At 64.5% G+C, this 12,849-nt stretch carries 13 protein-coding genes; 10 read left to right on the top strand and 3 right to left on the bottom strand.

Annotation, left to right across the window (positions count from 1 at the left end):
- On the top strand, positions 1 to 771 hold a 771-nt coding region (locus VF515_17360; protein ID HEX7409401.1), incomplete at its 5' end, for a carbon-nitrogen hydrolase.
- 11 nt (positions 772 to 782) lie between these two features.
- Positions 783 to 1,856: an agmatine deiminase family protein gene (locus VF515_17355; GenBank protein ID HEX7409400.1), complete on the top strand. Its 1,074-nt coding sequence runs from the start codon at positions 783 to 785 to the stop codon at positions 1,854 to 1,856.
- Positions 1,857 to 2,151: 295 nt separating this feature from the next.
- Here the strand turns inward: VF515_17355 and VF515_17350 are convergent, their stop codons facing one another.
- The gene (locus VF515_17350) at positions 2,152 to 3,279 is read right to left on the bottom strand and encodes a Gfo/Idh/MocA family oxidoreductase (GenBank protein ID HEX7409399.1); all 1,128 of its coding nucleotides are present in this window, start codon (positions 3,277 to 3,279) and stop codon (positions 2,152 to 2,154) included.
- A gap of 286 nt (positions 3,280 to 3,565) precedes the next feature.
- Here VF515_17350 and VF515_17345 point away from each other — a divergent pair, with 286 nt between their 5' ends.
- Positions 3,566 to 3,760: a hypothetical protein gene (locus tag VF515_17345; protein HEX7409398.1), complete on the top strand. Its 195-nt coding sequence runs from the start codon at positions 3,566 to 3,568 to the stop codon at positions 3,758 to 3,760.
- On the opposite strand, the gene VF515_17340 is transcribed toward VF515_17345, so the two are convergent.
- Entirely contained in the window at positions 3,733 to 4,569 is an 837-nt protein-coding gene (locus VF515_17340) for a PHP-associated domain-containing protein (protein HEX7409397.1), read from the bottom strand. The two genes, VF515_17345 and VF515_17340, sit on opposite strands and share 28 nt — an antisense overlap.
- 115 nt (positions 4,570 to 4,684) lie before the next feature.
- Between VF515_17340 and VF515_17335 the strand changes: the two genes are divergently transcribed.
- Together VF515_17335 and VF515_17330 are read left to right on the top strand one after the other, a co-directional pair.
- On the top strand, positions 4,685 to 5,473 hold the full coding sequence (locus VF515_17335) for an SDR family NAD(P)-dependent oxidoreductase (protein HEX7409396.1): 789 nt from the start codon (positions 4,685 to 4,687) through the stop codon (positions 5,471 to 5,473).
- Between the two features lie 191 nt (positions 5,474 to 5,664).
- Complete coding sequence (locus tag VF515_17330; protein ID HEX7409395.1) at positions 5,665 to 6,393, top strand: dienelactone hydrolase family protein; 729 nt, start codon at positions 5,665 to 5,667, stop codon at positions 6,391 to 6,393.
- A 53-nt stretch (positions 6,394 to 6,446) separates the two neighbouring features.
- Here the strand turns inward: VF515_17330 and VF515_17325 are convergent, their stop codons facing one another.
- Positions 6,447 to 6,902, bottom strand: a complete 456-nt coding sequence (locus VF515_17325) for a VOC family protein (GenBank protein HEX7409394.1) — start codon at positions 6,900 to 6,902, stop codon at positions 6,447 to 6,449.
- A gap of 86 nt (positions 6,903 to 6,988) precedes the next feature.
- On the opposite strand from VF515_17325, the gene VF515_17320 reads away from it, so the two are divergent.
- The 5 genes from VF515_17320 to VF515_17300 form a co-directional block, all read left to right on the top strand.
- On the top strand, positions 6,989 to 8,254 hold the full coding sequence (locus tag VF515_17320; GenBank protein ID HEX7409393.1) for an MBL fold metallo-hydrolase: 1,266 nt from the start codon (positions 6,989 to 6,991) through the stop codon (positions 8,252 to 8,254).
- A gap of 32 nt (positions 8,255 to 8,286) precedes the next feature.
- A complete protein-coding gene (locus tag VF515_17315; protein HEX7409392.1) occupies positions 8,287 to 9,546 on the top strand; it encodes a sulfotransferase in 1,260 nt (419 codons plus the stop codon).
- 11 nt (positions 9,547 to 9,557) lie between these two features.
- The gene (locus VF515_17310; GenBank protein HEX7409391.1) at positions 9,558 to 10,319 is read left to right on the top strand and encodes an SDR family NAD(P)-dependent oxidoreductase; all 762 of its coding nucleotides are present in this window, start codon (positions 9,558 to 9,560) and stop codon (positions 10,317 to 10,319) included.
- A 26-nt stretch (positions 10,320 to 10,345) separates the two neighbouring features.
- On the top strand, positions 10,346 to 11,386 hold the full coding sequence (locus VF515_17305) for a zinc-binding dehydrogenase (GenBank protein ID HEX7409390.1): 1,041 nt from the start codon (positions 10,346 to 10,348) through the stop codon (positions 11,384 to 11,386).
- Positions 11,387 to 11,556: 170 nt separating this feature from the next.
- Positions 11,557 to 12,849 (top strand): cytochrome c peroxidase (locus VF515_17300; protein HEX7409389.1); only part of this gene is annotated, 1,293 nt, incomplete at its 3' end.

Raw genomic sequence — 12,849 nt, 5'->3', positions numbered from 1 at the left:
GCGCAGATCGTTTGCCTGCAAGAGCTGTTTCGGTCGCGCTACTTCTGCCAGAAGGAAGACGCGGCGGTCTTCGACCTCGCCGAACCGATCCCTGGGCCCAGCACCGACGCGCTCGCCCGCGCCGCCGCCGACAATGGCGTCGCCGTCATCGGCTCGCTGTTCGAACGCCGCGCGCCCGGGCTGTATCACAACACGGCCGTGCTCATTGACGCCGACGGCTCACTACGGGGTTGCTACCGCAAGATGCACATCCCCGACGATCCGCTCTACTATGAAAAGTTCTACTTCACGCCCGGCGATCTCGGTTTCCTGAGCTTTCCGCTGCGGGGCGCGCAGGTGGGCGTCCTGGTGTGCTGGGACCAGTGGTTTCCCGAAGCGGCTCGGCTCACCAGCCTGAAAGGGGCGCAGATCCTCTTCTATCCCACCGCCATCGGCTGGCACCCACCGGAGAAAGCCGAATTCGGGGCGGCGCAGCACGAGGCCTGGGAACTCATTCAACGCAGCCACGCCATAGCGAACGGCGTGTTCGTGGCTGCCGCCAACCGCGTCGGGCGCGAGGATAGTCTGGAATTCTGGGGTGCCTCTTTCGTCGCCGACCCCTTTGGCCGGGTGCTCGCCCGCGCCAGCCACGACCGTGAGGAAACCCTCATCGTGCGCTGCGATCTCGGCCTCATCGATTACACCCGCCGGAATTGGCCGTTTCTCCGTGACCGCCGGGTCGATGCGTACGGGGGATTGCTACAGCGCTTCCTCGACCACGGCAAGGAGTGAATTCGCGCCACATGGCACCGGGAGCGCAGGACACGGCACCGGACAGTGTGCCGGCAACCCTCGGTTTTCGCATGCCGGCGGAGTGGGAGCCTCACGCCGCCACCTGGTTGGCCTGGCCGCACAAGGAAGACTCGTGGCCGGGCAATTTCGGCCCCATCCCTGCGGTCTGGGTGGAGATGGTGCGTGTCCTGGAGCCGCACGAGCGCGTCAACATCCTCGTCAATGATGCCGGGGCCGCCGCCAACGTACGGCAACTGCTACGGACAGCGGCGGTCTCCGATCGTAACGTATCACTGCACGTGATTCCGACGAACGATGCCTGGGTGCGCGATCATGGACCGACGTTCATCACGCGGCGCATCGGCTCCCAGACCGAGCTGGCCGCGGTCGAGTGGCGTTACAACGCTTGGGGCGGGAAGTATCCGCCGTGGGATCTGGACGACGAGGTGGCGGAGAAAGTTGCCGCGCAAGTCGGCGTCCCCGTTTTTCGGCCCGGCATCATCCTCGAAGGCGGGTCGATCGATGTGAACGGGAACGGAACCCTGCTCACGACCGAAGCCTGCCTGCTCAATCCGAACCGGAACCCGCACCTGAGCCGGTCACGGATCGAACAGTACCTCCACGACTATCTCGGCGTCCGCAACATTCTCTGGCTCGGCAAAGGCATCGTCGGCGATGACACCGATGGGCACATCGACGACCTGGCACGCTTCGTCGATCCCTCCACCGTCGTCACCGTCTTCGAAACCAATCCGCGGGACGATAATTTCGAACCGTTGCAGGCCAACTACGAACGCTTGCGCGGCATGGCTGATCAGGATGGCCGCGAGCTACGGATCGTGACGCTGCCGATGCCGCGCCCCGTGCTCTACAACGATCAGCGACTTCCGGCGAGCTACGCGAACTTCTACATCGCCAACGGTGTCGTCCTCGTTCCAACGTTCAACGACCCGAATGATGCGACCGCGCTCCGGACTCTCAAAGCGCTGTTCCCGCAGCGACACGTGGTCGGCATCCACGCCACCGAGATGGTGTGGGGCCTCGGGGCCATGCACTGCGTCACCCAACAACAACCAGCGGCGTAGTGAAGTGCTGAGAGTCCGTGAGGAAATTGGTACGAAGGCGAATAAGATCTCGTCAGCACACTCTGTGTGAGCGGCCGAAGGTCGCCAATGGTGGTATAGGCTTCCAGCCTGTACCAGTGAACGTGCGGGCGAACGGCCGCCGGGTTCGTACAGGCTGGAAGCCTATACCACCGGCATTACGCCTCTTTGGCGCAACGCAAGGCGGAATCGCCGTGGTCGCGGACCACACATTTCCTCACAGCCTCTGAGTCCTGAGTCCTGAGCCGGAACAGGCCTGCCTGTCACCCTAATAAACTCAGGACTCAGGACTGCTTTTGATGGGCAATCGTGCCCGCGTATCGGGACCGACTTCGTCCAGGCGAACTTCGCGGGCTTCGCAGGCTGACACGTGCGCCGCGATGGCGAAGCGCAACGTCTCGGCAGCATCGACGGCGTCCTGCGCTGGTTGATGGCCCTCGACGAGTGCATCGATAAAATCGTGGGCACCTAGTCGGAAGCTTTCCGCCCAGTCGGTGGGGATGTCGTGCCAGGCGCGGGTTTCACCGTCCCGGTACAACACCAGCGCGGGCTCATCGAGCAGAAAGCCGGTGCACCGATTCACCCAGATGATGCCTTCCGTACCATGGATCTCCATACGGTCGTCGCTGGCGTAGTAATGCGAACGCACCCGCATCCCGACCGAGGCGATCACTTCCCAGCTACCGAACTTCGGCACGCCCGCGTATTTCCAACTGATGAGAGCCGGCCCGTCGAAGTACGCGTTGGGACCGAAGCAGTTGACGTGGATCCAGGCATGCACGCGTTCGACCGGCTCGGCCACGAAGAAGCGCGCCATGTTGTAAGCGTGGTATCCGTGGTCAAAGCAGATGGGCCCTCCGCCACACGTTTCCGGATCCATGCGCCACGTCTGTGAGGAGGCCGGGACCTGCCAACCGTCATCGAACCGGCCGGCCGCCGTCTTGATGCGAACGGAGAGCGGTTCGCCCACCGCGCCGCCTTGCACCAGCTCGCGTGCCTTCACATGCGGCGGATAATGCATGAAGTTCTCGAAGACACGGAACCGCCGGCCGGCCGCCTTGGCCGCGTCACGGACCTCGTCGAGCTCGCCCAACGTCAATGTCGGCGGTTTCTGCAGCGACACGTGCTTCCCCGCCTGCAACGCGGCGATGGCGACCTCGCGGTGCAGGTGGTGGGGCAACAGGATCTCCACCGCGTCGACATCGGGATCGCGCAGGAGCTGCTGGTAGTCGGTGTACACCTTCTTCGCTCCCCACTCCTGCTGCCGTTGGCGCGCCAGGGCGTGGTCTCGATCACAAACCGCCGTCATCTCAGCGCGCGGGTGGTCGAGGTAGCCCAGTGCCTGGAGGGTGGAGATGCGGCCGCAGCCGATGAAACCGACGTGGACCCGTTCGAGCGGGATCATCCTCGCCCCATAGCACGGCACGCCCCGCAAGGCTTGCTGTGCGGAGTGACTCGGCAGGTTCAAGACCTAGCGGGCTGCGCCCAGCGTCTTTTCGGCGGGACCGCTCCCCGCCCGCACTCCAGAGGCTTCCGGCGGACGTGTTGGGTCGCTACGGGCGGCTTCGCATGAAACTTGATTCATATGCAGCACGTTCCAAGCACCAAGTGCCCTAGCAGCAAAACATTTCCGAAACCCTCTTGTAGTCTGCCGTCTGCCGCCGTAGCCTACGCTGGGAATGGAGAGCTTCATGGAGCAGTTTTGGGGCGCCCTCCACTACTTCGGGGACCATTCGTCCATCGGCCTCACCGCTGTGCTAGGACTGCTGGTCGTCTACTACTTGCTCAACCGGAAATCCCGACTGACGCGCGAAGCCGAAGAGCGGCTCAAGCAACTACGCAAGGAACGCGGCGACTACTATCGTAACCTTCGCCCGCCCCGGTGAGCTTCTCCGTGCTCACCCGGCCGCGGCGTCGATTGGCGCAGGGGTTCGGGGGCCGGCTCGGGCATTAACAGGTACGGCGGCACCCGGCGCCGCCCACGCGTGCGGTGCAGGACACGAACCATATACCGCAAGCTGTCGCTGAAAAGGCCGACGGTCGAACGCGACTCGACCACGAAGCGCACCATGTCCACCCAGCTCAGCGGCTGTGTGACCAGTTGCACGCGTCCCCGGCGAACCGCTTCGAGCACCGCGTCCGGTTCGGGTCTGGCGTCGATGAGCGTGAACGTACGGCCCACCTGCCACAGGAAGTGGGTATCGGAGTTGCCAATGACTGGTAGCCCGACGCGACGCGCGTAGTCCGCGGCCCGACGATTGAACCATTTGGTCAGAGGCGTATAGAGCCCGGAGAACTCCACCGCATCGAACAGTTCCGGATGCGCCGTGAGGGATTCGCCGCCGGTCACCCCGGCCGGATAAAACGGATGCGGCGCGATGACCAGCGAGTTCCGCGTCTTGGCGGCGGCGATATCAGCCATGGTGCACACCCCGGGAGGAAACTCCGCGAAGTTGAGCAGCAGCACATGATGGCCGTCCACCGTGGCTTCCATTCCGCGCAGCAGCAGCACCCCGCGATCGGCGGCGTAGCGAACGATGTCGTCGTCGTAGGGAATCGATTCGTGGCATGTAATCGCCAGCACGTTCAGGCCGGTCGCGGCGGCCCGATCAACCAGTGCCCCGGCCGAGTGGTACACGAAGGCCCCGTCAATTGGGTCGGTATTGATGTGATGGTGAAAATCGCCACGCAGCATCGCTTCAAAAATAACAGCCCGACGGCTGGCTCACAACCAAGTGGGGAGATCGGGGAACCCGCACTCGCCCCGGCCGAGTTGCCGTTGCGCCTGCGGGCGGGCTAGAAGGGCCGACATGGAACTCAAAGGAAAAGTTGCGTTGGTCACCGGCGCCAGCCGGGGTATCGGTCGGGCAATTGCCATCGCCTTGGCGCGCGCTGGTGTGGACGTCGCCTGCGCTGCCCGCGCCACCGATGCGTCGCCCCTCAGGCTGCCCGGCACGATTGACGCCGCGGTGCGCGATGTGGAAGCCACGGGCCGGCGCGGGCTGGCGGTACCGGCCAACCTCGCCGTCGAGGCTGACGTCGAGCGCATGGTGCGGATGGCGCACGATCACTTCGGGCGTCTCGACATCCTGGTGAACAACGCCGCCATCAGCTTCCCCGGCGATCTCCACATCGCCATGAAGCGCTACGACCTGATGATGGACGTCAACCTGCGCGCCCCATTCATCGCCATCCGCGACGTGGCGCCTCACATGATCGCTCAGGGTGGCGGCGCCATCCTCAACATCTCGTCGGGGGCCGCCTTGCACCCGTTACCCGGCATGATGATCTACGGCATGACCAAGGCCGCCCTCGAACGGCTGAGCCTCGATGCCGCGCAGCAACTTGCTTCTCACCACATCGCGGTCAATACGTTCCGCATCGACCTTCCCGTCGCTTCGGAAGGCTTCGTCGCCAACCTGCCCGGCGTCGACTATTCCGGCTGGGAACCGGTGGAGGTGCCCGCCGAAGGCGTGCTGTGGATGCTGCGTCAGCCCGCGAGCTACACCGGCCAGATCGTCGGCATGGAAGCCCTGCGCCAGGAGCAAGGGATCATGCAATCGCGCGCCGCCCGCCCGTTCACGGGGTTTGGAAACTGATGCGCCCCTGCAGCCACGGCAGGCGTTGACCGGCGGCCCGCACAGGCTATTCTGTCCTCGACGTACGCCCGACGCGATAAGCGAGTTCACGTCTGCCGGATTCCCCGAGCAGATCGCCGACGCGCCGGGGTGGAGGTTGACTCCGCCTGACGGATTGCATAGGCGCTCTGGGGAACGGCGGACAGGGGGATATGCGAACCACGCTTCTGCGCACAGAGGAAATCGGTTTCACCCGCAAGGAAGATCGAATCAAGGCCCATGCCGCCTGGCTGCGACGTGACGACCGCCTGCCGGCGGTCATCATCATCCACGATGTCCGCGGCCTGACGGACCACTACCGCGACATCGCAGGTCGGTTCGCAAACGAGGGATTCTTCGCCCTGGCGATCGACCTGTACAGCCGGGAGGGAGCACCGGAGCTGCCGGACATGGAGGCCGTGTTCGAATGGTTGCAGCAATTGAATGATCAGCGTGTGCTGGCAGACATTGACGCCGCCGTACGCTTCCTCGGCACGCGGCCGGAAGTCCGCTCGCGTTCCGTCGGCATCACCGGTTTTTGCATGGGTGGCCGATACGCATTGATGGCCGCGTGCGCCGTGCAGAAACTCGCCGCCTGCGTGAGCTTCTACGGCATGTTGCGTTCGCCGGACAAGGCCGAGGACCCGCTCCGCCTCGCGCCCAACCTGAGCTGCCCGTATCTCGGGCTCTTTGGGGAGCAAGACGCACTGATTCCGCGGCCCGATATCAAGGAGCTGGAAGGCGTGCTGCGCCGGACGGGAAAGACGTTTGAGACAAAGATTTACTCGGGCGCAGGCCACGCCTTCTTCAACGACCAGCACCCCGACACCTACAAGCCCGAGGCCGCCAAAGACGCCTGGGCACGCGCGATCGCCTTCTTCCGCGCACACCTGAACACGTGAACATGCCGGCGGTGGCGGTCATCCCGCTCGTGTGGCCATTGTGAGGCAGTGCCTCAGGACATCTCGAGCAACTCGATCACGCTGCCCCCCATGTCTGTCGGGATCCGCAGGTACGCGAAGGCTACATTGAGCTGCTCGAAGCGCTTGAAGAGGAGGGTTTCGAAGCCCTCGTGGCGCAGCTGCTCGAGCTTCGGCTCGATGGGCGTCACCCGGAAGCGGACGTGATGCAAGCCTTCACCATGAGTGCGTAGATGCTCACTTACGGTGTATTCGCCTTCGACCGGCTGGATCAGTTCGACCTCGATGGGTCCGGAGCGGTTGACCGCGTACAGGAGCCGGATGTTCGCCGTGCGACCGCGCACGAGGCAGCCCTCCATCCTCGCCTCCGCCACCTCGAAGGGCCCGAACATCGCTGCGTAGCGATCGAGGGCGTGTTCCATGTTTTCGACGGCGTAGGCCACCTGGTCGATGGGTCCGAGGCCCAGCCGGCCCGAGAGTTCCTTGTGCATCTCCGCTCCTCCCTCGTCTCGATTCGACACTTGCTCAGCTTGGAGCGTTACTATACTAGCCTCAGCCAGTGCAACGCGAAGTGGCTATGCTTGCTCCCCTCTACCGGTCTCGTCCCGGCGGCTTCGACCTCAAGCCCGCCTCGCAGCCGCAGGCGAGGCGCATCAACGAGTTCATCCACCTCTCCGAGGGGTTCTCGAACAGCTTCCTCGTGGTGACCGGCGAGGGCCGCGTCGTCATCAACACCGGCATGGGCTTCGAGGCGCCGGTGCACAAGCGCAACTTCGACGCCGTCGACTCGGGTCCCATCCGCTACATCCTGCTCACCCAGGGCCATGTCGATCACGTCGGTGGCGTCGACTTCTTTCGGGAGCAGGGAACCGAGATCGTCGCCCAGGCGAACGACCCGGCCCATCAAGCGGAAGACGCGCTGCTCCAGCCCTTCCGCACCGCGCGCAGCGCCTTCGCGTTCGACCAGTCAGTGGCCAAGGGGGTGCGAGACAGCCAGCGCCAGTTCGCCGGCTCGGTCCCGCAGCAGGCACGGCCCACGCCCACGATTACCTTCGAGGACCGCTACGCCTTCGAGCTGGGCGGTCGTCGCTTTGAGCTGCTCTCGACGCCCGGCGGCGAGACCGCGGATTCCATGGTGGTCTGGCTTCCGCAGCAGCGCATTTGCTTCTGCGGAAACCTGTTCAGCGCTCTGTTCGGGCATTTCCCCAATCTTGTCACCATCCGCGGCGATCGCTACCGCGACGCCCTCCGTTTCATCGCGTCCCTGGATCGAGTGCTCGCTCTCGAGCCCGATCTCCTCCTCGTCGGCCATCATGATCCCGTCGCGGGTCGAGACCTCATTCGCTCCGAGCTCTTGCGCCTGCGCGGCGCCGTGCAGTACGTCCACGATGAGACCGTCCGCGGAATGAACGCGGGCAAAGACGTGTGGACGCTCATGCGCGAGATCGAACTCCCCGCAGAGCTGGAAGTCGGCCAGGGCTACGGCAAGGTTTCCTGGTGCGTGCGAGCCATATGGGAAAACTACGTCGGCTGGTTCCATCACCACTCGACCACCGAACTCTACCCCGTGCCCGCCTGGAGCGTGTACGCGGACCTGGTGGAGCTGGCAGGGGGAGCCGACGCCGTCGCGAAGCGCGCCCGAGAGAAGCTCGACGCCGGTGCCCCGGTCGAAGCGATCCACCTGGCGGAGGTCGCTCTGGCGACGGCGCCGCGGCACCGCGGTGCGCTCGAAGCGAGCATGTTGGCCCACGAGCAGCTCGAGGCTGCCAGCCAGAACTTCTGGTTGACGTCGTGGCTGCGCCGGCAGATCCGACATCTGCGCGCCGCCATGGCCGAGGACTAGTCTGCAACCGGGGGCAAGAGGAAACGCCGAGAATGACGGGGCGGCCAGACGACATTCGCATCACCGATCTCTCCGACCCCGTGCTGACGCCGGCACAGCAGGCGGCCATCGACGCCGTCAGCCGCATGCCGGTGACGTTCACTGAAGAGGCGGTGCTCGAAGAGGCGATGCGTCGAACCGGGCTCAGCAACTTCGGCCCCGACGACTTTCGTGAGCGGCTGCGCGTGCAGCTGCAGAGCCTCGAAGAAGACCCATACATGGGGCCACTGGGCCGCGTCGGCGCGTTCAGTGATTGCGTGCGCTTTGCCGCAAACCGGCTACGCCTGGAAGATCTGCTCCGGCGCCACCCGGAGATCCTCGACGTCGAGATCAAGCGGCCGATCATCATCGTAGGTCTCCCCCGCTCGGGAACCACCCACCTCCTCAACTTGATCTCCGCCGACACACGGCTGCGCTCTCTGCCCTATTGGGAAAGCTTGGAGCCTGTCCCCGCCCGGGGTGAAGGCCCCGGACCCGATGGCCTCGATCCGCGCTTCGTGCGTTGCCGAGAGAACTACGTTCGGGCCTACGCACTCCTGCCGTATCTCCGCAACATGCACGACATGCCTCCGGAGCATATTCACGAAGAGATCGAGCTGCAGGCACTGGATTTCTCGAACTACGTCTGGGAATGGATTGCTCATGTGCCGCGCTGGCGGGACTATTATCTCTCCCACGACCAGACGCCCCACTATCGCTATCTGAAGAAGGCGTTGCAGGCCCTGCAGTGGCTGCGTGGTTCGGAGCGCTGGATCCTCAAATCGCCCCAGCACCTGGAGCAGCTCATCCCCCTCATCACCACGTTCCCAGACGCCACCATTGCCTTCACGCACCGTGATCCCGTATCGGTGATCGCATCGACTGTAACGATGTGTGCCTACGGCAGCCGAGTGCGGTGCAAGCGCGTGGACCTCGCCGCCATCGCCGATTATTGGATCGACCGCATCGAGCGCCTGCTGCGGGCCTGCGTACGCGATCGCGATCGCATCCCGGCGTCGCACAGCATCGACGTGCCCTTCCACCAGTTCATGGCCGACGATGTGGGAATGGTGCAGCGTATTTACGACCGTGCACGCCTCGAGATGACGCCGGCCGCGCGCCGGGTGCTGGACGACTTCATGGCAAAGAATCCACGGGGGAAATTCGGCCGCGTCATCTACGATCTCAAGGCGGACTTCGGCATCGACCCCGGCGTGTTGCGCCAGCGCTTCGGCTTCTACTTCGAACGCTTCCCCATTCAAGCCGAGCGCTAGAGGGACGGAATATGAGCAGTCATCGGGTGCATTTCGACTTCTCGGGTACGCAAGTGCTGGTGACCGGCGGCTCGAACGGCATCGGCCTCGGCATCGCACGGGCATTCGCCGAAGCAGGGGCGGCGGTCACCATCACCGGCACGCGCGCCGCGGCCGCGGACTACGACCACGATCTCTCCGCCTTCACGTACCGCCGCCTCGACCTGCGTGACAACGATGCCATCGACGCCGTGGCGAGTTCTCTCGAAGCACTCGACGTGTTGGTGAACAACGCCGGAGCGAACTTCGCGGGCCTGCGCGACGGGCGCACCGAGTGGACCCCAGAGGTTTTCGAGGAGTCCGTACGCATCAATCTGTTCGGCGCATTTCGCCTGGCGGTGGCCTGCAAGCAGCGCCTGAGTGAAAGCCGATTCGACGGCGGGGCCAGCGTGCTCAACATGGCCAGCATGACCTCCTTCTTCGCCGTGCCCTTCGTTCCCGGCTACGGCGCCGCCAAGGCCGGAATCGTTCAGATGACGAAGAACCTGGCCGTGGCCTGGGCAGGCGACGGCATCCGGGTGAACGCCGTGGCGCCAGGGCAGATCGAGACCGACATGACCGCGCCGGTAAAGAGCATGCCGGAGTTGGAGAAGTCGCTCCTCGAACGCACGCCGCTGCGTCGCTGGGGCACGCCCGACGACGTGGCGCCGGCCTTCCTCTTTCTCGCCAGCCCCGCGGCGCGCTTCGTCACCGGCCAGACCCTCTGCGTCGACGGCGGCTGGTCGATCGCGTAACCCCGGGAGAACATCAGGAGCATCCAATGCAGCAGGTTACCATCCACGCGCCCAATGACGTACGGCTCATCGAGATCCCGAAGCCGGAGCCGGGCCCACAAGATGTCGTAGTCAAGGTTGCCGCCTGCGGCATTTGTGGAAGCGACCTCAGTTACGTCGCGATGGGCGGGCTCCCCGTCTCCAGTGGGGGACCGATGCCGCTCGGGCACGAACTATCGGGTGTCGTCGACGCCGTGGGTGAGGCGGTCACGAGTATCAGAGTCGGCCAGCGGGTCGTCGTAAACCCCGAGGCGGGAAACAACCGGATTGGCAACGGAGGACCCGAGGGAGGATTCGCCCCCTATCTGTTAGTGCGTAATGTCACTGAAAGTGCGTGCGTGTACCCGTTACCCGAGTCTTTGACGTTCCAGCAGGGAGCCCTGGTGGAGCCGCTGGCCGTTGGGATGCACGCGGTCAACCAGTCCGAAGCGCGACCGGACGACAAGGTGGTCGTGTTCGGCGCGGGCCCCATTGGCCTGGCGGCGATCGTCTGCCTGCGGTACCGAGGGGTGAAAGATATTCTCGCCGTCGACCTCTCCGATACACGACTCGCGCTTGCCGAGCAGCTTGGAGCGCGCGGGGTATGCAATGCCGCCAGCGCCGATCCTTGGCAGGTCATCCGAGAGCACCACGGGCGGGAACTGGTGCACGGGGTGATGCCGGCGGTGGGAACCGACGTCTACATCGACGCCTCGGGGGCGGCACCCGTAGTGCGGAGTATATTCGACAATTCCAAGTTCGGGGCGCGAATGGTGGTGGTGGCGATGCACAAGCAGGAGGTATCGCTTCCGTTCTTCCACGTCATGGCGAAGGAACTGACGATCAAGGGTGCCATGGCTTACCCCAACGAGTTCCCCGCCGTGATCGAGATGCTCGTTTCAGGACGCGTGGAGGTCTCCCCAATGATCACCCACCAGTTCGACTTCGCCGAGTTCATGGAAGCACTGGCTACCGCGCAACAGCCCGGCAAGGCGGCCAAGGTGATGGTGAATTTCACCACTTCCGCTCGGAATCACACGGGTTTATAGGAACCCGAGGCGCGCCTGAATTGCGGCAGCCCGGCCGGTCATCGAAGACCTCATCGACCAGGGCCTCTCTTGTCGGACCAGATTGCGGCGCGCCATCCACCTAGCCGTCAAGGGTAATTCACGCTACACTTCTGCGGCAGGTGATCGTGATCAAACCCTAAGGAGGGCTCATGAAACGTCTCGTCGTCTTGCTGACCATCCTGGTATTAATCGCCCTGGCAGTGCCCATAGCGAACCTCGTCGTCGGGCAGCCGACAGGAACGACAGTTACACGGAGCGCCGCCGGTGATGCCCGCATGGCTGGCGTCGCCGCCATCCTCGAAGCGAAGTGCGCCAACTGCCACACGACAGAACCGAAGCTCCCCTTCTACGCGGCGCTCCCAGGCGCGCGCAAACTCATCGTAAGCGACATGCAGGCTGGGCTCCGCGAGTTCGACCTCGTCGCGGCGCTCTACCCATCCGGCAAGGGACCTGCAACAGAACCCGCCCTCGCCAAGATCGAGTACGTGATGCACAACAGGACGATGCCTCCGACGCGCTACGTGGTGCTCCACTGGAACGACAGGTTGAGTGACGCGGACCGCGCTGCCCTCACCTCGTGGACCCGAGAGACCCGCGTGGCCCATTACGCTCCGGCCGGGATCCCTGCCGACCTCCAGGCTGCCGCCGTGCACCCGCTCCCGCAGCGCGTCGAGGTAGATACGCGCAAGGCCGAGCTTGGAAGGCGGCTCTACCAGGACACGCGCCTTTCGGGGGACAACACGCTGTCGTGCGTGTCGTGCCACGGGCTCGATAAGGGAGGCACCGACAACGCGAAGGTCTCGACCGGGATTCGCGGGCAGCTCGGTGGGATCAATGCGCCGACGACCTATAACGCCCTGTTTCAGTTCAAGCAGTTCTGGGACGGACGGGCCGCCACTCTCGCGGAGCAGGTAGGCGGGCCACCGCTGAACCCCATCGAGATGGGATCGAATTGGCCACAGATCGTCGGCAAGCTCGAAGCAGACGATGCCTTCGCCGCTGAGTTTCGCCAAGCGTACCCGGAAGGGTTCAGCGACAAGACGATCAGTGACGCAATCGCCGCCTTCGAGCGGACGCTCGTCACACCGGGGGCGCGCTTCGATCGATTCCTGCTCGGCCAGGCGGACGCGCTGTCGCCGGAGGAGCGGCGCGGATGGGCCCTCTTCCAGCAGCACGGGTGCCAGACCTGCCACGTCGGCAAGCTGCTCGGTGGGCAGTCGTTCGAGCTCATGGGGCTGCGGGCGGACTACTTCAAGGACCGCGGGACGCCCTTGACGGACGCGGATAACGGCCGCTTCAACGTCACGAAAGACACGCGGGACCGCCACAAGCTGAAGGTACCGACGCTGCGGAATGTGGCGAACACGTTTCCATACTTCCACGACGGCTCGGCATCCGATCTGCCCGCAGCCGTTCGGAAGATGGCCCACTACCAGGTCGGG

It is taken from the genome of Candidatus Binatia bacterium (assembly GCA_036382395.1).
GTDB lineage: Bacteria > Desulfobacterota > Binatia > HRBIN30 > HRBIN30 > JAGDMS01.
The sequence above is the reverse complement of the archived record's forward strand: the minus strand, read 5'-3'. Positions and strand labels throughout refer to the sequence as shown.